Genomic DNA, 19,258 nt, shown 5'->3' with positions numbered 1-19,258 from the left:
CTATGGTGTATACCGCTTGTGAGCGGAAGCTAGGAGACCAGACGTGGCAGGTGACGACGACATCTCCGGGTGATACCGGAGATTGATCGGCCCCGGCGGGCGCATGTTGAGCGCCGCCGATGCGGCTTCGGTCGTCGTTCCCCGAATCCCTGTCCCATCACCGGGCTGCGTCGGCGCGCCCGGATCACTTGCGTACGAGGTCTCTCGCATGTCCGATGCGTTCATCGTCTGCTCCAACCTGTCCTTCTCCTGGCCCGACGACACGCCCGTCTTCACCGACCTGTCCTTCACCGTGGGCGGCGGCCGTACGGGCCTCGTCGCCCCGAACGGCGCGGGCAAGAGCACGCTGCTCAAGCTGATCGCCGGCGAGTACCGGCCCGGCGGCGGCAGCGTGTCCGTCAACGGTGTGCTCGGTTACCTACCGCAGAGCCTGCCACTCGCCGGCGACCTGACCGTGGCCGAGGTCCTGGGCATCGCCCCCGTGATCGCCGCGCTGGACGCCATCGAGTCGGGAGACGCGAGCGAGGAGCACTTCACCGCCATCGGCAACGACTGGGACATCGAGGAACGCACCCGAGCCCAGCTCGACCGGCTCGGGCTCGGCGACCTCGAGTTCGCGCGTACGCTGCGCACGCTCAGCGGCGGCCAGGTCGTGTCGCTCGGCCTGGCCGCGCAGCTCCTCAAACGTCCCGACGTCCTGCTGCTCGACGAGCCGACGAACAACCTCGACCTCGACGCGCGCCGCAAGCTCTACGCCGTGCTCGGCGACTGGAACGGCTGCCTGCTCGTGGTCAGTCACGACCGGGCCCTGCTCGACCGGATGGACCGCATCGCCGAGCTCGACCGGGGCGAGGTCCGCTTCTACGGCGGCGACTTCACCGCGTACGAGGAGGCTGTACGCACCGAGCAGGAGGCCGCCGAGCGGACCGTGCGCAGCGCCGAGCAGGAGCTCAAGCGTGAGAAGCGGGAGATGCAGCAGGCCCGCGAGCGGGCCGAACGCCGGGCGAGCAACGCCGCGCGCAACCTCAAGAGCGCCGGCCTGCCGCGGATCTTCGCCGGGAACATGAAGCGGGGCGCCCAGGAGTCGGCCGGGCGGGCGGGCCAGATGCACGCGGCCCGCGTCAGCGACGCCAAGGCCCGGCTCGACGAGGCGGGGCGCGCCCTGCGCGACGACCAGAAGATCGTGCTGCAACTGCCCGGGACCAACGTCCCCGCGGGGCGCACGGTCTTCCTCGGCGAACACCTGCGGGCCCGCGGCCTGTTCGCCGAGCCCGGCGTCGACCTGACGATCCGCGGACCCGAGCGCATCGCGCTGACCGGCCCCAACGGTGCGGGCAAGTCCACCCTGCTGCGCCTCATCAGCGGCGAGCTGGAGCCGGACGGCGGCACGACCAGGCGGGCCGACGGCCGGGTGGCCTACCTGTCGCAGCGGCTGGACCTGCTCGACGTCGGCCGGACCGTGGCCGAGAACCTGGCCGCGTTCGCCCCCGCGATGCCGGAGGTGGACCGGATGAACATGCTGGCCCGCTTCCTGTTCCGGGGCGCCCGCGCCCACCTGCCGGTCGGGGTGCTGTCGGGCGGCGAACGGCTGCGCGCCACGCTGGCCTGCGTGTTGTGCGCGGAGCCGGCGCCCCAGCTTCTGCTGCTCGACGAGCCCACGAACAACCTCGACCTGGTCAGCGTGGGGCAGTTGGAGAGCGCGCTCGGCGCGTACGAGGGGGCGTTCGTGGTGGTCAGCCACGACGAGCGTTTTCTCGCGGAGATCAGGGTGGACCGCCGGCTGGAGCTGTCAGGCGGGCGGCTGCTGGAGACCGGGGATCTCGCCCGCGAGTGACGCGCCCACGGCGGCGGTGAGCGGTGGGGCTGGGCGCACGGGCGAAGGTGGAGTGTGCCTCACCTTGTTTCGGGATGCCTCGGCCATGTCATCGGGCCGGTCGCGATCTCTACGGTGAGCGCATGGAAAACCGAACGAAACGGCCGGTCGGACCGGCACCGGTGCGCTCCGCGTATCGGGTGAGGGCCGTGCCGGTCGCCCTCTCGGCCCTGTCCGCGTTCCTGGGCCCGGCCGTACTGCCGGTAGCGGCCCAGGCCGCGCCGACCCTCACCTGGAGGTCCTGCTCTGCCGGCCAGGGCCCGGCCGATATGGAATGTGCCGCCATCGAGGTTCCGGTGGACAGGTCCGCGCCGGGTGGAGCCACGATCAAGCTGGACCTCGCTCGGCTGCCCGCCACCGATCCGTCGCTCCGCCTCGGCAGCGTTCTCGTGGTGCCCGACGGCGGTCCGGGGATCCAAGGCGTCCTTTCCCCGGCTCCGGAGTCGTTCACGAAGTTGCGCGAGCACTTCGATGTCGTCAGCTACAACCCGCGCACCAGCGCGGCCGGACGCTATCTGCCGCCTTCCTGCGGGGTTCCCGGGCTGCCGCTCAATGACCCGCGTGACCGCGCCGCGTACGAGGCCCAGGCCGTCGCCCTTGAACGCCTGGTCGATCGGTGCCGTCGGGACGACACGACCGGTCTGGCCGACCACCTGGACTCGTCCTCGGTGGCCGGGGACATGGAGGCGATCCGAACCGCCCTCGGCCAGGACAGGCTCAACATGCTGGCCTTCTCCTACGGCGGGGTTCCGGCCGCCGCGTACGCGCGGCTTCATCCAGGACGCGTCCGTGCCGTGGTTTTCGACAGCACGCCCGACCCGACGGTCGGCTGGCGGGGGGTGGAACGCGCGCAACTGGGCGCTACCGAGGCGGCGTTCACGCGCTTCACCACCTGGTGCGCCGGTGACGAAGCGTGCGCCCTGCGGGGGCGGAACGTGCGTCGGCTCTGGCGCGGGCTGATCAAGAGCACCGGCCGCGAGCCCGTCACGTACACCTCCGCCCGGCTGGGCGAGATCAGACTGACTGATCTGCACCTCAAGGCGCTGGCCCGGCTGGTCCTCCCCGTTCCGGAGAAGGCGCCGGAGTTCGCCGGCGCGCTGCTCAAGGCGAGCAAGGGCGACTTCGCCTGGTTCGGCGAGCAGATCCTGGGCATCTCCGCGAGCTGGAGTTCGCCGGGCGCGGTGGCGAGCCGGTGCTCCGACGGCCTCGTCGGACTGGGGTACGAGGAACTGGTCGGCGACCGCCGTTACAGCGAGCGGATCTCCCGCGACTTCGGCGCCGGGGTCGGCATCGGGCTGGAGGCATTGGCCTGCTCCGGCTGGCGGCACCGGCCGGTGAATTCGCCACGCCCCCTGCCGGTCGGCCTGCCTCCGGTACTGGGACTCGGCGGTGACCGGGACTTTCCGGTCACCGAACTCCTGGTGAGCAGGATCCCCGGATCGGGCGCCGTCCGATTCGACGGCCCCGTGCACGTCGTCTACCTGCGGGCGAAGAACCCGTGCGTGACCGGGTACGCCGACCGGTATCTGACGAAGCTGACGCCGCCCCCCGCAGGCGCCCTCTGCTCACCCCGCCGGCGATGACACGACGGTGGTGGCGCCGCGGTGGTGGCGCGGCGGAAAGGCGCGCATACGCCGCTTCCGCCTTGGCGGTGGTCCGGGGGATGGTGGGGTTTACCTCACCATCTTCTGGGATGTACAGCTCATGTCGCCGCGCCGTACCGATCTCTAGGGTTGGCGCATGACCACTCCCTGGGACCGGATTCGCGGCCACTGGTCGTCGCCGACCTGGCTCCGTACCATCCATGTGACGGCGGGCGTCCCGATCGCGCTCATCTCGATGGCGGCGATCTCGGGGCTGGTCGCGGTGTCGGTCGTCCTGGCGTGGACGATCGTCGTCCCCCTGGTCGCGCTGCTGGTCCTCACCCGGATCACGCCGCTGCTCACCTGGGTGCAGCGCTCCCGGTTCGCCGCCTTCCTCGAAACGGAGATCCCCCCGCTGCCGCGTCCCGCCCGGAACGGGAGCCCGCTCAGGCTGCTCTTCCCGCAGGCACGATCGGGCGGTCTGTGGCGGCAGATCGCCTATCACGTGGCGATCGGGCCCCTGATCGGCGCGGTGGGCTTCCTGAGCGGGGTCGTGACGTGGTCGGCGTGCCTGGTCGCGGCCGTCGTCGCCGTGCAACTCCTGATGGCCGGAGGCGGCTGGACCGCCGCCCTGCCCGCGGCGGGCGCGCTCGCGCTGTTCGTGGTGGTGCCGTGGCTGCTCCAAGGGATCGCCGCGCTCGACACGGTCGCGGCGCGGGCGCTGCTCGGTCCCAGCGTGAAAGACGAGCTGTCCCGGCGGGTGGAGACGCTGCGGGAGAGCCGGGCCGAGGTGGTCGAGGCGGCCGACGCGGAACGCCGCCGGATCGAACGCGACCTGCACGACGGCACGCAGCAGCGGCTCGTGTCGCTCGCCCTCAACCTGGGCATGGCGCGCACCGCTTTCACCGACCTGCCGGAGCCCGCCCGCCAGGTGATCGTGCGCTCGCACGAGGAGGCCAAGCAGGCGTTGAAGGAACTGCGCGACGTCGTGCGGGGGCTGCACCCGGCCGTGCTCAACGACCAGGGTTTGGACGCGGCGATGTCCGGCCTCGCGGCGCGCGCCCCCTTCCCCGTACGGCTCAGCGTCGATGTGCCGGAACGCGTCGCTCCCGTGATCGAGGCGGTGGCGTTCTTCGTCGTCTCCGAGGCGCTGACCAACGTCGCCAAGCACGCGGAGGCATCCGAGGCCGAGGTCGCCGTGCGCCGCGACGGCGACGTGCTCCGCCTCGTCGTACGCGACGACGGACGCGGGGGCGCCGAGCCCGCCAACGGATCGGGCCTGCGCGGCCTCGCGCAACGTGCGGGGTCGGTGGACGGGACCCTGCGCATCGACAGCCCGAGCGGCGGCCCGACGACGATAGAGGTGGAGCTGCCGTGCGCGTAGTGCTCGCCGAGGACTTCGTCCTCCTCAGGGAGGGCCTCGTCTGGGTCCTCGGATCCGCCGGCATCGAGGTCGTGGCCGCGGTGTCCGACGCCGAGGGGCTGCTGCGGGCGGTGGACGACCACGAGCCCGATCTCGTCGTCACCGACGTGCGGATGCCGCCGTCGCACACCGACGAGGGCCTGCGCGCGGCGCTGCTGCTGCGGCACCGGCGGCCGGAGCTGCCCATCCTCGTGCTCTCGCAGTACGTCGAGGAGCACTACGCGACCCGGTTGTTGTCCATGGCGACGACCGGCGTCGGATACCTGCTCAAGGACCGGGTGGCCGACGTCGCCGAGTTCCTGGACTCGCTGCGGCGGGTCGCCGCGGGCGGCACCGCCCTGGACCCCGAGGTGGTCGCCCAACTGCTGGTGCGCCGGCACAGCGATCCGCTGGACCTGCTGACCCGCAGGGAGTACGAGGTGCTCGCGCTGATCGCGGAGGGACGGTCCAACGCCGGGATCGCGGAGGCCCTCGTGGTCTCCGAAAGCGCGGTCGGCAAGCACATCAACAACATCTTCGCCAAGCTCGGGCTCTCCGGCGCAGAGAAGGATCACCGGCGGGTGCTGGCCGTACTGCGGTTCCTGAAGATTTGAGAGGCGGCATCATGCGAAGAGCGGTGCGGACGAGGTGGATCGCCGCCGGCGCGGCGCTGACCGTGTCCGCCGTGGTGGGGATGGCGGTGGCGGCGTGGTCGGAGATCCGCGTGCCCCACGGCTACGACTTCTCCTTCCCCGGCTCGTACGAGTCGTCGGTCCTCGACCGGAGCACGACCGAGACGAGGACCGTGACGTACGCCGTCACCACGCCGCGGATCATCGTGGACGTGCGGGGGCGGGTCGGCGTGCGGGTGGCTCCGGGCGTCCCCGGGCGCCTCTCCGTCGAACGGGAGACCACCTGGCACGGCGAGCCGCCCTCGATGAGGGAGACCTGGGAGTCGGGGAAGACGCTGCGCGCCGAGGTGACCTGCCCGCGGGAGGCGGGGCGGGTGGATCCCGGCTGCCGCGCCGTCTACACCTTGAGCGTGCCGCCCGGCGTCGCCGTGCTCGTGACGACACCCGACTGGACCATGCCGTGCCCGCCCGCCGCCGCGGAGGTGACCTGCGGCCCCACGTCGCGCGATCCGTCATGAGGGCGCGCGTGAGTCCCCGCTTCGCTCGCGTCTGACCCGACGGCTGGGCGGCGGGGACGACCGCCGGAGGTTTGCCAGTGGCTCGCAAGTCGCGATCTCTACGGTCGTCGCCGGGTGTTCAGCCGATCATCGGGTGCGCCCCGGCGGGGCGTCGTTCGGCGTTACCGGCCGGTAGCGCCGGGAGCCGTCCGGCATCCGTGCCCCGGACCGGCGGTCGGACGATGTGAGCCGTTCCTGGCGGCCGGACGATATGAGCTGTTTCCGGCGACGGATCACGCGGAGTGCGGTTCCGGTCGGGTGTCCCCGCCGCGCTCCCGACGGAGGGTGACGGGCGCGGCGGCGGCCGGTGCGCGGCGGCCGTACCGGCTGAGCGGACGGCCGCCGCACACGGACCGAGGGTCAGAAGGAGGGGACGACGCAGGCGTTCGTCCCGGCACCCAGTCCGAGACCGGCGTCGACGTCCGCCGTGGCAAGCGTGCCGAGACCGGCGCCGGCGTCCGCCGTGACAGCCGTTCCGAGACCCAGTCCGAGACCGGCGCCGGCGTCCGCCGTGACAGCCGTCCCGAGACCGGCGCCGGCGTCCGCCGTGACAGCCGTTCCGAGACCCAGTCCGAGACCGGCGCCGGCATCCGCCGTGACAGCCGTCCCGAGACCGGCACCGGCATCCGCCGTGGCAAGCACCCCGACACCCAGTCCGAGACCGGCGCCGACGTCTGCCGTGACAAGTGTCCCGAGGTCCGCGTTGACGCCTGCCGCGGCGGCGACGGTCGCGGGGCTCGCGTCGACGAGAAACACGGGCACCCAGGCGGCGGTCGCGTTCGCATCGAGGGAGGCGCCGGCGGAGAGCCCCGTGTTCGCCCCGATGGAGAGCCCCGCGAGGCCGAGCCCGGAAGCGCATGTCGCGGTGGCCGCCCCGACGACCGTGGTGACGGCATCCGTGGTGACCGTGTCCGTGGTGACGGTGTCCGTGGTGACGGTGTCCGTGGTGACGGTGTCGGTGGTGACCACGGCCGTGGCCGTGGGCGTGGGCGTCGGCGTGGGTGTCGGCGTGGGTGTCGGCGTGGGAGTGGGGGTGGGATGGGTGGTGACCGTGGCCGGCGGTGTCGTTGTCGCCGGGGGCGTGGCCGGCGGCGGCAGCGTGGGTGGCGTGGGCCGTGTGGGCCTTGTGGGCGGTGCGGGCGGCGTTGTCGTTGTCGTTGTCGTCGGCGGCGCGGGCGGCACGGCGGGCGGCGGCGGTAGCGGCCGGGTTGTCGGCCGGGTCGGCTCGATCCGGACGCGCGGCCTGTGCGGCGTCACGATGATGTTCCGCACCTTCTGGTCCTGCTTCTGGCGCTCGTGCTGACGCTCTCGCTGGTGCTCGTGGTTCCGGTTGTGGTTCCGGTTCCGGTTCCTGTTGTGGTTCCTGTTCCTGTTGCCCGGAGGGCCGGTGAAGCCACCATGGTGGCCGGTGACCACCGGTACGGGGATGCCGTCCGCGAAGGCGGGGGTGACGACCCCGCTCGCAGCCACGGCGCCTCCCGCCACCACAGTGCTGATCATGAGCACCCCGGCCAGCTTGCTGGACTTGAGCAACTTGGTTCTCCTTGGATGGGTTTCGCAACCCGGCGTAATAGTTCTCGAATCGGTTGATGGTGGAAAATGCTCAACCTTGGTAACCGCTCGAGAATTGCTTCGAATGCCGCTTGGCCTCTCCCTTTCCGCGTGAACCGAAACCTGGATTAACAGATCTTGCTGATTTCTTTTCTTTTGTTGATGGACGTAGGTTGCTTCGTTGAGCAGTCCTTCGGATATCGCTGATAAGGCGAAATGTCATCGATATCGCCCTTGTGTGACGCGCGCGGCCCCCTTCCTGGCCGGCGCATGCTCCCGCGGCCGCGCGGGCCCATGTCGGGCCTGTTCACCGGGCCGGTCGGCCCCGGCGGGTGTCACCCGAGATCGCCGCGGCGCGATCGGCCACACCCGGTCATCGCCGTATCCGGCGATTGATCTATGACCTCACGTGCGCGGTCGCCAGGTGCCCCGCCTGTCGCGCCGTCAAGGGCGCGGACGGCCTGAAGGGGGAGGGGCGGGGCGCGGCGGGCGACCGCGTCAGGCAGACCACGCTCCACGCGTTCCGCCATCCGCTGGCGATTTCAGAAAATGCCTGGCAGATCTCAACATGCCGCGAGTCGGCCTTATACCGTGCTTGAAGGCGACGGAGTAATCGGACCGGGCAGGCACCGGGCTGCCCAGCGGCTGCCCCCGGTCTTCCAGGCGTCATGAAAGAGGGGCCTGCCACACGGTTCGTGGCAGGCCCCTCGCGATGAGGCGGATGCGATAGTCGCGCGGCCCGTGATTCCCGCACGGGGACCCGTGTGAGCGATCTTTGGGGAATCGAGCCGGACCGTACAGATATCGGCACGTCGTGTTCCGGACCGCGGAATCGGGGTTGGTCAGCCGGGCGCTGGTGGGAGTTCGTCGGTGAGTTCGATGACGGTGACGTCGAGGACTATGTGCAGGCTGTGGAATGGATCACGTCTGACTCCTGGGTGTGCCCGCGTTGCAGGGCTGGGTGCTGGGATTGCGGTAGAGGGCCAGCAGGCAGCGGCCGAGCGCCTGCTGGCCGAACGCGTTGGGGTGCATGGCCTCCTGCTGGTGTCCCTGGCTGATCTTCGCGTCGGCGGTGCCGTACCGTACCCACTCCATCGTGTCGCCCAGTTCGGCGGCGTCGTCCAGCGGGCCGGCTTGGCTTGTGCCCTGCTCGCACAACGCGTGGCCCTCCACGGCGCCCAGCATGCTCAGGAACTCCGCCCCGGTCGCGGTGGCGACCCGTCGCAGCATGGCGTCGATCGCGGGTGCCAGGGTGTCGTGCATCAGGTCGAAGTCGGCGTCCCACAGCGGGCAGCCGCCCACGAGCGTACGTTTGGTGGCCTTGCCGCCGCCGCCCTCGCCGTAGCGCACCCGGGCCGAGGAGGGCACCGGAGAGGGATAGGACTGCAGGATCAGCCGGTAGCCGGCGGAACGGGCGGACGCCTGGCTCATCACCTGGCGGATCTTCTGCACCGCCAGGGTCACCTGCTGCTCCACCGCCGGTAGCGCGGCCAGAAGCCGATCGCCCTCGCCCGTGGAGGCGCAGGAGCGCTTGTCGCCCGCCATGTACATCGCGGCGCAGCGGCGCAGCATCCCGGACAAGTTCAGGTCGTTGCCGCCGATCGACAGCACGACCACCTTGACCTGCTGGGTGGCGGCAACCTGCGCAAGCAGTTCGGCTTGGGAGGCGGTGTTCTCTTTGAACGCCTCGTTGATGACGTGCCGGGTCTCCGCCCCTGAACAGGCCAGGTTGACCGGGGTGAGCCCGGCCTGGCCCAGCCCGGTGATCTCGGCCACATCGGAGCGGTGACATCCGGTGCCCTCTCCGTGCACGGCCGTGCCGTCATACACCCGCTGGGGGTCGTAGCGGCAGATCAAAAGCTTGCGATAAGCGGCCCGGTCGGTTCCGCCGCGGGTGCAGCCCGCAGCGGCGGGCACTGTGCTGTTGCCCCACCATCGGCCTGCCTCGCCGGAGATGAAGCTGTCCCCCAAGGACACCGCCACCTGCTCGGCCGCCTGGGCCTGGGCGGGTGCGGGGACGGCCAGGGCTGTCGCGCTCAGCGCCAGGAGTGCCAGAACACGACCAGCATGCCCGGCACGGCGCAGGCGGCGGGGGTGACAGGGGCGGCGGGGGGCGGCGGGACCACTGTGGGGATGCTGTGGGATGGTAGCGCGCACTGCTGTTTCTTCTCTGTGAGTGGGAGACGCCTTTTGAGGCGGCCTTCGGGATGTGGAAGAACGGAAATGTGTGCCTGACCTCGGTGTTCGGAGCTGCTGGAGATCCGGTGGCCTTTCTCGTCAGATGAGTGGTGTGGTGCGAAGGCGTCCAGCCCTGCCGGGGGTGTCTGCTGTCCGGGTCGGGGTGAGGGCCGCCGGTGCCCGGCGCTGAGCACGTACGGCGGGGTGTGGGAGATGTTGTCCAGGCCGAGGCGTTCGGCGATGGCGGTGTCGCCCCTCGGCGGGTGGAAGCACACAAACGTACGCTTAAGCCTGTTTCCCCAGCTCACGCAGGATGCGTGAGACGAGGCAGGCCGGGGAGCAGGTGGGGCTACGGCGGCGGGCAGGTCGAGGTGGCCGTTCAGGCAGCAGCGCTCAGGACGGCCGTGAGCGGGGGGATTGAATGGGCAGCTGCATGACCTTTCCTCTCTCCCGGACAACCATGCGCACTGAGCGTAATCATCTGTAACTCTGTGTTGATATACCGCTTGGGTGAGGAGGCCCTGTCCTGCGACAGGGAATTTCCATTACCTGTCACATATGCCGCTCTCGGGCCACGTCCCTCCAGCTCGCCGCTCGCCCGTACCGGGCGAGCGGCACCGCCGGGCCGGTGTTCCTGGCCGACCGCCGCGCCCCCGCCTCAGGCAGGCGAGCGCCCGCGGCCGCCGACTCTGTCCGGCCACCGGCCGCGGCCGCCTGTCCTACCCCCGCGCCGAATACCTGTTCAAGACCGCCTCAGCCGACCTGGTCCCGCATGGCGAAGGCTGGACGCTGCACCAGCTGCGCCACTCGGCGCTGACCCACCTGGCCGCTGCCGGGCGCACCGCGCCGGAACTGCAGGCCAAGTCCCGTCACCAGCACTTGTCCAGCCTCGGCCGCTGCGTGCGCCTGGGCGAGGAGACCTCCGCCCGGATCACCGCCGAGCACGACCCCGCGGCCCGCCGGCGCAAGCGCTGACGCCAGGCATCCACGCCACGCGGTGTGTTTCTGCGTACTCGCCTACGGCCGGCGGGTCGGTCGAGCCCGCGAGGATCTCGACCGGGGGGCTCACCCGCTCCGGCGGCGACCGTGACGTCTCGCGTCCGGCGAAGGCCGTCCGCGTCGCCGCGGTCGCGCGGCGCGGCGAGGGGCGCCCACAGGTCGGCGTTCATCGGCGGCCCGAGCCCCTCGCGCTCCGCCTCCGGTGCGTCGCTGATCTGACGGTTCAGCAGGACCGGCTGCGGCCGGTGGAACGGACGCACCGGTCCGAGCGATTTGCCTACTATTCCGGTAGGTATTACCTTCTATCTCCAGGTCCCACCGGAAAGCGAAGGGTTGTTCGGAACATGTCCTCCTTTAGACCTGCGGTCGTCACCGTGGCCATGCTCGCCGCCGTGGGGCTTCTGACCTCCTGTGGCGGTTCCGGCGCCGGTGCCCAGGCCGCGAGCGACGGCGAACCCGTGTACGGCGGCACGCTCACCTACCTGGAACACCAGCCGCCCACCTGCCTCTACCTTCCGGCGGCCGGCTTCTATCCGAACGGCGGCGTGCTCAACCAGCTCACCGACAAGCTGACCTGGCAGAACCCCGAGACGCTCAAGATCGAGCCGTGGATCGCCACCAAGTGGGAGATCAACGAGGACGCCACGGAATACACCTTCCACCTGCGGGACGGCGTGACGTTCAGCGACGGCACGCCCCTCGACGCCGAGGCCGTGGCCGCCAACTTCGACGTGTACGGCCGCGGCGACGACAAGCTCAAGCTGCCCCCGGCCGAGTTCGTCAACAACTACGAGCGCAGCGAGGTCGTCGACGCCAGGACCGTGCGCTTCCACTTCAGCAAGCCGTCGCCCGGCTTCCTCCAGGGCACCTCGGTCATCGGCGCAGGCCTGGTCTCCAAGAAGACGATCGGCCTGCCGTACGAGGAGCAGTGCCAGCTCAAGAACGTCGTCGGCTCGGGGCCGTTCACCGTGGCCAAGCAGGTCGTCGACAAGGAGATCGACCTCCAGGCGCGCAAGGACTACAACTGGGCGCCGCCCTCCTCCACGCACCAGGGCCGGGCCTACCTCGACCTCATCAAGATCATCGTCACGCCCGAGGACAACGTCCGCGTGGGCGCGCTGACCTCGGGACAGGCCGACTACGTCCGCTACGTGCAGGCCTACGACGAGGCGACGGTCAAGAACGCGGGCTTCGTCGTCAAGGGCGAGCCCACCCGCGGCGTGAACAACGGCCTCTACCTGCGCCCCGCCAACAGCATCCTTAAGGACATCAGGGTCAGGAAGGCGTTGCAGGCGGGGACGGACGCCAAGGAGGTCGTGGACACCCTCTTCACCGACAACTATCCCGTGGCCACCTCGGTCCTCAGCCACCTGGCGGCCGGATACGTCGACCTGTCGGACAAGCTCGTCCACGACCCCGACACGGCCAACAAATTGCTCGACGAGGCCGGGTGGACGCGCGGCGCCGACGGCATCCGCGAGAAGGACGGCGTCAAACTGCGACTCGGCGTCTTCGTCGCCGGCCCGCAGCCGCTGTCCAAGCAGACCCTGGAACTGGTCGCCCAGCAGTGGACCAAGATCGGCGTGAAGCTCGAGATCCGCCCCGCCGACTCGGGCACCCAGGCCGTGGACATCAAGGACGCCGAGAAGACGGCGGTGAACCACTCGATGGTCGGCCGCGCCGACCAGGACGTCATCAAGAGCCAGTTCCACACCGAGAACCGCGACGTGATCCTGTCCGATGACAAGAAGCTCGACCAGCTCCTCGAGGAGGAGTCGGCCCTCGCCGACGAGACGAAGCGGAACGAGAAGGTGGCCGAGATCCAGCGGTACGTCATCGACCAGGGGTACGTCATCCCGCTGTTCGAGGAGCCCCAGGTCTACGGCATCGCGCCGTACGTCCACGGGGCGGCCTTCGAGGCGGTCGGCCGGCCGAGCTTCTACTCCGTCTGGCTCAGCAAGTGACGAAATATCTGGTCAAAAGGGCAGGGCAGGCACTGCTCGTCCTGTGGGCCGCCTTCACCGCGGCGTACATCCTGCTCCAGGCCATGCCCGGCGACTCCATCCTGATCAAGTTCCAGAACCCCGAGCTCGGGCTGTCGCCCGAGCAGATCGCGAAGATCCGCGAGTACTACGACGCCGGCGGCTACCTGCACACCGTGCTCGGCTTCCTGCACGGGGACTTCGGCTACTCGATCGACACGGGCACCCCGGTCGTCGAACGGCTGGCCGAGGGCCTGCCCGAGACGGCCAGGCTGGCCGCCTGCGCCTTCGTCCTGGCGGTGCTGCTGGCCGTGCTGATCGCCTTCGGCTCCGCGTACAGCGGCAGGCTGCGCGGCCTGCTGCTGGCGGTGCCCTCCCTGTTCGTCTCGGTCCCGGTGTTCTGGCTCGGCATCCTGCTCATCCAGATCTTCTCCTTCCGGCTCCGGCTGGTCCCGGTCATCGGCGGCACCGAGCTCCAGCAGCTCGTGCTGCCGGTGCTCACGCTGGCCGTGCCGATCTCCGCGCCGATCGCGCAGGTCCTCGCGCGCGGCATCGACCAGGTGCTCACCCAGCCGTTCGTGCCGGTGGTGGCGGCCAAGGGCGCCTCGCGCTCCTGGATCCTGTGGCGGCACGTCGCGCGCAACGCGCTGCCGCCGACGCTGACCGTGGCGGGCCTGGTGTTCGGCGAGCTGATCGCCGGGTCCGTGGTCACCGAGACCGTCTTCGGACGGAACGGCATCGGCCGCCTCACCGAACAGGCGGTCAACGCCCAGGACACTCCGGTGCTCCTGGCCGTGGTGGTGGTGGCCGCGACCGTCTTCGTCCTGGTCAACCTGCTGGTGGACGTGCTGTTCCCGGTGCTCGACCCGAGGCTGGCGACATGAGGTGGCTGTCGTGGGCGGTCATCGCCCTGGTGGTGCTCTGGGCCGCCGTGCCGTCCCTGTTCACCGGGTACGACCCGCTGGACGGGGTCCCGGCCGAGAAGCTCCAGGGGCCGAGCGCCGCGCACCTGTTCGGCACGGACGCCGTGGGACGCGACCTGTTCGCCCGGGTGGTGCATGGATCGGTCCACTCGCTCTCGGGCGCGCTCGCCGCGGTCGGCGTCGGCCTGGTGCTCGGCACGCTCCTCGGCCTGATCGCCGGCTCGGTGCGCGGGGTGGTCGACGAGATCGTCATGCGCGTCATGGACGTGCTGCTGTCGGTGCCGGGGCTGCTGCTGGCGCTCACCGTGATCATCCTGCTCGGGCCGGGCACGGTGAACGTGGCGATCGCGGTGGGCGTCGGCTCCGTCGCCTCCTTCGCCCGGCTGGCCAGGGCCGAGGTGGTCCGGGTGCGCCGCACCGACTACGTCGAGGCCGCGTTCGGCAGCGGCGGCACCTTCGCCGGGGTGCTCCGGCGGCACGTGCTGCCGAACTCCCTCGGCCCGGTCGTCGCGCTGGCGGCGCTGCAGTTCGGCGTGGCCATCCTGGCGATCTCCACGCTCGGCTTCCTCGGCTACGGAGCCGAGCCGCCCACTCCCGAGTGGGGGCTGCTCATCGCCGAGGGCCGCAACTACCTGGCCACCTCGTGGTGGCTCACCACACTGCCCGGCGCGGTCGTCGTGGCCGTGGTGCTCGCCGCCGGTCGCATCTCGAAGGAGATCAGATGAGCCTCCTCGACGTCCGGGATCTCACGGTCGCGTACGGCCGGCAGGTCGCGGTCAAGGGCGTCTCGTTCACGGTGGAGCAGGGGGAGGTCGTCGCCGTGGTCGGCGAGTCCGGCTCCGGCAAGACGACGACGGCCAACGCGGTCATCGGCCTGCACCCGGCGTCGTCGGGCGAGGTCCTGCTCAACGGCGTCGACATCGCGGGCTGGTCGCAGCGCCGCCTGCGGTCGATCCGGGGGCACCGGATCGGCCTGGTCCCGCAGGACCCGTCGAACTCGCTGAACCCGGTCATGAAGATCGGCCGGCAGATCGGCGAGATCCTCAAAATCCACAAATACGGCGACAGGGCGGGCATCAGGCGGCGGGTGATCGAGCTGCTCACCCGCGTCGGCCTCGACGACCCCGAGCGCCGTGCCGGCCAGTACCCGCACGAGCTCTCCGGTGGCATGCGCCAGCGCGTGCTCATCGCCATCGCGATCGCCCTGCGGCCCGGCCTGATCATCGCCGACGAGCCGACCAGCGCCCTGGACGTCACCGTCCAGCGCCGCATCCTCGACCTCGTCGACGACCTCAGGGAGGAGTACGGCACCGCCGTCCTCCTGGTCACCCACGACCTGGGCGTGGCGGCCGCGCGCGCCGACCGTCTGGTCGTGATGAAGGACGGCCTGATCGAGGAGTCGGGCGGCGTGCGCGAGGTGCTCGCCGCGCCCGCCTCGCCGTACACCCGCCGCCTCTTCCAGGACGCCCCGGCGCTCACCGCGCGCCCGTTCAAGTCCTCCGACGCCGCGGGCGAGCCCGCCATCGTCGTGCGCGACCTCGTCAAGGAGTTCGGCTCCTTCCGCGCCGTCGACGGCGTCTCCTTCGAGGTACGGCGGGGCACCACCCACGCCCTGGTCGGCGAGTCGGGCTCGGGCAAGACCACGACGGCGCGGATCGTGACCCGCTTCACCGAGGCCACGTCGGGCGAGGTCGTGATCGGCGACGACCCGGTGCGCCCGCGCGACTTCCGGCGCAGGGTGCAGCTCGTCTACCAGAACCCGTACGGCTCCCTCGACCCCCGCCAGACGGTCGGCGCGATCATCGAGGAGCCGCTGCGCAACTTCCGCCTCGGAGACCGGGCCGCCCGCCGCGCCCGGGTCCGGGAGCTGTTGGAGCGCGTGGCGCTGCCCGAGACGCTGCTCGGGCGCCGGCCCGCCGAGCTGTCCGGCGGGCAGCGCCAGCGGGTGGCGATCGCCCGCGCGCTCGCCGTCGAGCCCGAGGTGGTCGTGCTCGACGAGGCCGTCTCCGCGCTGGACGTGACCGTCCAGGCGCAGATCCTGACGCTGCTGGAGGAGCTCCAGCGCGACCTCGGACTCACCTATCTCTTCATCTCCCACGACCTCGCCGTCGTGCGGCAGATATCGCACACCGTTTCCGTAATGAACAAGGGACGCATCGTGGAATCAGGGACGACGCAGCAGATCTTCGACAACCCACGGGAGGACTACACCCGCGAGTTGCTCGCCGCCGTGGCGGAGCCGGTGCGATGACCCGGATCGGCTTCTTCACCCGGGTGCTCGACGACGCCCCGCCCGGCGAGCGCTACCGTCTGGCCGCCGAGCAGATCGAGCACGCCGAACGCCTCGGTTTCGACACCGCCTGGGTGGCCCAGCACCACTTCGACGGCGGCGAGGGCGGCCTGCCCGCGCCGCTGGTCTTCCTCAGCCACCTGGCCGCGCGTACCAGCCGGATCAGGCTCGGCACCGGCATCATCACGCTGCCCCTGGAGCACCCGGTGCGCGTGGCCGAGGACGCCGCCGTGCTCGACCTGCTGTCCGGCGGGCGGCTGGAGGTCGGCGTGGGCGGCGGCGGCACGCCCACGGCGTTCGCGGCCTTCGGCAAGGACCCGGACCAGCGCGCCTCCGTCTACGCCGACCATCTCCAGGTGCTCGTGGACGCGTGGTCGGGCAAGGACCTGGGCGGCGACAACCACCTCTACCCGGCCGCGCCGACCCTGCTCGACGCCATCTGGGAGGCCACGTTCTCCGTCGCCGGCGGCGCGCGCGCCGGGCGGGCGGGCAACGGGCTGATGCTCTCGCGCACCCAGCCCAGGCCCGAGGGGGCGTCGCACGCCACGCTGGCCGAGATCCAGAAACCCATCGTGGACGCCTACTACGCCAACCTGCCCTCCGGCGTCGTCCCGCGGGTCATGGCCTCGCGCACCGCGTTCGTCGCCGACACCCGCGAGGAGGCGCTGCGCTGGGCCGCCCGAGGGCTGGCCAGGCCGGGCCTGCGGCAGCCGGACGGCGACGGCGTCGAGGCGCTGATCGCCGCCTGGGACGCCCACGTCGGCACCCCCGAGGACGTCGTCGCCGGCCTGAAGGCGGACCCGACTCTGGAACGTGCCACCGACCTGGTCTTCCAGGTGCACTCCATCGACCCGCCGCACGAGCTGATCCTGCGCTCCATCGAACTGCTCGCGACCGAGGTGGCTCCCGCGCTGGGAGGGACAGTGGAAGGAAACACCGCATGACCGCCGACGTCATCGACACGCTGGCCGCGATCCGGCCGGGCTCCCGCCTGGACCTGCTGCGCGACCGGCGTCCCGACGCCCGCGAACACGCCCAGCGCGCCTACGACGCGTTGTTCGCCCCCGACTCGGAGGAGGAGGTGACGCGGGCCGAGCGCGCCGCCGTGGCCGCCTTCGTCGCCGGTCTCCACCAGGACCCCGCCGTCGTCCGCCACTACGCCGACCTGCTGGCCGAGCACGCCCCCGACCTCGCCGCGACCGTCGAGCGCGAGATCGAGGAGGCCCGGACCGTCGGCCCGTACGGCGTGTACGACGAGCCGGCGCTCGCCCAGGAGAGCCTGATCGGCCCGGCCTACCGGGCCGGGCGGCGCGCCGCGCTCGGCGAGCGCCTGGCCGCCGCCCTCGACCACGCCCACCTGCTGGTCTTCCGCCCCCGCGAGTCGAGCCGCGACGCGCTCAAGACGCTCGTCGACGCCGGCTGGACCACCGCGGGCGTGGTGACGATCTCGCAGCTCGTCGCCTTCCTCACCTTCCAGGTCCGCGTGGTCGCGGGCCTGCGACTTCTAGGAGCCGACCGATGAAGTTCACCCGGGACAAGCTCGGCTGGGAACCCTGGCTGGAGCCGCCGGCCGAGGACGAGCTGACCGAGGCCCACCGCGACGCCCTCGTCGACAGGGCGCGCGCGGCCTCGCCGTACTTCCGGCTGCTCGCGCTCGATCCGCGCGTGCTGCACGCGCGGACCACGACCGACAACGACATCTTCCACAACGCCGACGGCGGCCTGCCGCGCGCCGAGCGGGAGCTGGCCGCGACCGCGACCTCGCGGCACAACGGCTGTGTCTTCTGCGCCTCGGTGCACGCCCGCTTCGCCGCGCACTACTCCAAGCGCCCCGACGACGTGCGGCGGCTGCTCGACGACGGCGTCGACGCCCCTCAGAACGAGCGGTGGCGTGCGATCATCGACGCCTCCGTGGCGCTGACCGCCACCCCCGGCGCGCTCGGCGCCGACCACCTGGCGGCCCTGCGCGCCGCCGGGCTCGACGACCTGGAGGTCAGCGACGTGATCCACGCCGCCGCCTTCTTCAACTGGGCCAACCGGCTCATGCTTTCCCTGGGAGAACCCGCGTGACCATCGCACTGGACCACCTCGTGTACGCCGTCCCCGACCTCGAGGCCGGGGTGGCGGCCTTCGCCGCGCTGACCGGCGTCGTCCCCTCGGCGGGCGGCGCGCACCCCGGCGGCACGGCCAACTACCTCGTCGGCCTCGGCGCCGGCGCCTACCTGGAGATCATCGGCCCCGACCCGTCCCGGCCCGGCGCCCGGCCGCGTGCCTTCGGCCTGGAGGCGCTGACCGAGCCGACGCTCGCCGCCTGGGCCGTGCGCACCGACGACATCGAGGTGGCCGTACGGCGGGCCCGCGAGGCCGGCCACGACCCGGGCTCCATCGAACCGCTCTCGCGGCGCACGCCCGACGGCACTCTCCTCGAATGGCGGCTGACCAGGCGCGACGACCTGGCCGCCGTGCGTACCACGCCGTTCCTCATCGACTGGGGGAGCACCGCGCACCCCTCGGCCTCGGGCATCCCGGCCCTCTCCCTGGCCTCCCTCACCGTGATCCATCCGGAGCCCGCGTCGGCGCGCGGCCCCCTGGACGCCCTCGGGGTCACGGTCAGCGTCGAGCGCGGCCCGGCCCCCGGACTGCGTGCCGTCCTCGACACCCCGGAAGGACAGGTGACCCTCGTATGAGCACGCTCCGCGAATACCTCGTCCAGAAGCGCGCCGCGCTCCTCGCCCGCCGCGCCGCCACGGCGGAGAGCGGCGGCGGTCCCGTGCCGCTGCGGGCGACCGTCACCGCCGAGGGCCGCAGCGGCGTGCGGCGGATCAGGATCCGCGACTTCCAGATCATCAGCGACAGCGGTCCCGACTTCGCCGGGTACGACCTCGGGCCCGGCTCACCGGAGCTGCAGGCGGGCGTGCTGGGAAGCTGCGTGACGCACATCTTCCTGATCAAGGCGGCCGAACTGGAGGTGCCGATCGACGCGCTGTCGGTGGACGTGCGGGCCGAGTACGACCCGCGCGCCCAGTCGCCGGACACCACCGACATCCCGGTCCACCCGCAGAACTTCCGCTACGAGGTCCACCTGGACTCGCCCGCCTCCGACGAGGAGCTCGCCCGGCTGCACGCCGAGGTCGAGCGGGTCTGCCCCATCCTCAACCTCATCCGGAACCCGCAGGACATCACGGGCACGATCGTCCGGGTCGGCGCCTGACCTCCTCCCCGGCCCGCGCGGATCGCGTGGGCCGGGGGCCCGGTTTCTCCTCGGGGCGCCGCCGCGCCCCGGGGGCC

18 protein-coding genes are annotated in these 19,258 nt (G+C 71.5%); 16 read left to right on the top strand and 2 right to left on the bottom strand.

Annotated elements, in window-relative coordinates:
* Window positions 1-208: 208 nt before the first annotated feature.
* From AWQ70_RS13830 to AWQ70_RS13810, 5 genes are all read left to right on the top strand, one after another.
* Window positions 209-1,834, top strand: coding sequence for an ABC-F family ATP-binding cassette domain-containing protein (locus AWQ70_RS13830; RefSeq protein ID WP_067175304.1), 1,626 nt, complete (start codon window positions 209-211; stop codon window positions 1,832-1,834).
* Window positions 1,835-2,022: 188 nt separating this feature from the next.
* Entirely contained in the window at window positions 2,023-3,456 is a 1,434-nt protein-coding gene (locus AWQ70_RS13825) for an alpha/beta fold hydrolase (protein WP_218004523.1), read from the top strand.
* A 157-nt stretch (window positions 3,457-3,613) separates the two neighbouring features.
* A complete protein-coding gene (locus tag AWQ70_RS13820; RefSeq protein WP_067175298.1) occupies window positions 3,614-4,840 on the top strand; it encodes a sensor histidine kinase in 1,227 nt (408 codons plus the stop codon).
* Window positions 4,831-5,472 carry a response regulator gene (locus AWQ70_RS13815; RefSeq protein WP_067175295.1) on the top strand — a complete coding sequence of 214 codons (642 nt, stop codon included), beginning with the start codon at window positions 4,831-4,833 and terminating at the stop codon, window positions 5,470-5,472. Before AWQ70_RS13820 ends, AWQ70_RS13815 begins: the two co-directional genes overlap by 10 nt.
* A gap of 11 nt (window positions 5,473-5,483) precedes the next feature.
* Window positions 5,484-6,008, top strand: coding sequence for a hypothetical protein (locus AWQ70_RS13810; protein WP_157530056.1), 525 nt, complete (start codon window positions 5,484-5,486; stop codon window positions 6,006-6,008).
* Between the two features lie 399 nt (window positions 6,009-6,407).
* Here AWQ70_RS13810 and AWQ70_RS41985 read toward each other — a convergent pair whose 3' ends face one another.
* On the bottom strand, window positions 6,408-7,016 hold the full coding sequence (locus tag AWQ70_RS41985; RefSeq protein WP_067175291.1) for a hypothetical protein: 609 nt from the start codon (window positions 7,014-7,016) through the stop codon (window positions 6,408-6,410).
* Between AWQ70_RS41985 and AWQ70_RS13800 the strand changes: the two genes are divergently transcribed.
* Entirely contained in the window at window positions 7,009-7,350 is a 342-nt protein-coding gene (locus AWQ70_RS13800; RefSeq protein ID WP_067175289.1) for a hypothetical protein, read from the top strand. The genes AWQ70_RS41985 and AWQ70_RS13800 overlap by 8 nt on opposite strands.
* A 1,169-nt stretch (window positions 7,351-8,519) precedes the next feature.
* Here AWQ70_RS13800 and AWQ70_RS13795 read toward each other — a convergent pair.
* Window positions 8,520-9,455 carry a GDSL-type esterase/lipase family protein gene (locus tag AWQ70_RS13795; protein ID WP_169808662.1) on the bottom strand — a complete coding sequence of 312 codons (936 nt, stop codon included), beginning with the start codon at window positions 9,453-9,455 and terminating at the stop codon, window positions 8,520-8,522.
* Between the two features lie 879 nt (window positions 9,456-10,334).
* Between AWQ70_RS13795 and AWQ70_RS13790 the strand changes: the two genes are divergently transcribed.
* From AWQ70_RS13790 to AWQ70_RS13745, 10 genes are all read left to right on the top strand, one after another.
* Window positions 10,335-10,751 carry a site-specific integrase gene (locus AWQ70_RS13790; protein ID WP_245646944.1) on the top strand — a complete coding sequence of 139 codons (417 nt, stop codon included), beginning with the start codon at window positions 10,335-10,337 and terminating at the stop codon, window positions 10,749-10,751.
* 368 nt (window positions 10,752-11,119) lie between these two features.
* Window positions 11,120-12,739 carry a TIGR04028 family ABC transporter substrate-binding protein gene (locus AWQ70_RS13785; RefSeq protein WP_067175287.1) on the top strand — a complete coding sequence of 540 codons (1,620 nt, stop codon included), beginning with the start codon at window positions 11,120-11,122 and terminating at the stop codon, window positions 12,737-12,739.
* A complete protein-coding gene (locus AWQ70_RS13780; protein ID WP_067175285.1) occupies window positions 12,736-13,641 on the top strand; it encodes an ABC transporter permease in 906 nt (301 codons plus the stop codon). Before AWQ70_RS13785 ends, AWQ70_RS13780 begins: the two co-directional genes overlap by 4 nt.
* Entirely contained in the window at window positions 13,638-14,405 is a 768-nt protein-coding gene (locus AWQ70_RS13775) for an ABC transporter permease (protein WP_084516995.1), read from the top strand. The genes AWQ70_RS13780 and AWQ70_RS13775 overlap by 4 nt, the downstream gene beginning before the upstream one ends.
* On the top strand, window positions 14,402-15,931 hold the full coding sequence (locus AWQ70_RS13770) for a dipeptide ABC transporter ATP-binding protein (protein WP_067175284.1): 1,530 nt from the start codon (window positions 14,402-14,404) through the stop codon (window positions 15,929-15,931). Before AWQ70_RS13775 ends, AWQ70_RS13770 begins: the two co-directional genes overlap by 4 nt.
* Window positions 15,928-16,914: a putative FMN-dependent luciferase-like monooxygenase gene (locus AWQ70_RS13765; RefSeq protein ID WP_067175281.1), complete on the top strand. Its 987-nt coding sequence runs from the start codon at window positions 15,928-15,930 to the stop codon at window positions 16,912-16,914. Before AWQ70_RS13770 ends, AWQ70_RS13765 begins: the two co-directional genes overlap by 4 nt.
* Window positions 16,911-17,492, top strand: a complete 582-nt coding sequence (locus AWQ70_RS41170) for a CMD domain protein (protein ID WP_067175279.1) — start codon at window positions 16,911-16,913, stop codon at window positions 17,490-17,492. The genes AWQ70_RS13765 and AWQ70_RS41170 overlap by 4 nt, the downstream gene beginning before the upstream one ends.
* Window positions 17,489-18,040, top strand: coding sequence for an alkylhydroperoxidase domain protein (locus AWQ70_RS41165; protein ID WP_067175277.1), 552 nt, complete (start codon window positions 17,489-17,491; stop codon window positions 18,038-18,040). Before AWQ70_RS41170 ends, AWQ70_RS41165 begins: the two co-directional genes overlap by 4 nt.
* Window positions 18,037-18,657, top strand: coding sequence for a VOC family protein (locus AWQ70_RS13750; protein WP_067175275.1), 621 nt, complete (start codon window positions 18,037-18,039; stop codon window positions 18,655-18,657). Before AWQ70_RS41165 ends, AWQ70_RS13750 begins: the two co-directional genes overlap by 4 nt.
* Entirely contained in the window at window positions 18,654-19,181 is a 528-nt protein-coding gene (locus AWQ70_RS13745; protein WP_067175273.1) for an OsmC family protein, read from the top strand. Before AWQ70_RS13750 ends, AWQ70_RS13745 begins: the two co-directional genes overlap by 4 nt.
* The last annotated feature ends 77 nt before the right edge of the window (window positions 19,182-19,258 follow it).

It is taken from the genome of Microtetraspora niveoalba, from assembly GCF_001570405.1.
GTDB lineage: Bacteria > Actinomycetota > Actinomycetes > Streptosporangiales > Streptosporangiaceae > Microtetraspora > Microtetraspora niveoalba.
The sequence above is the reverse complement of the archived record's forward strand: the minus strand, read 5'-3'. Positions and strand labels throughout refer to the sequence as shown.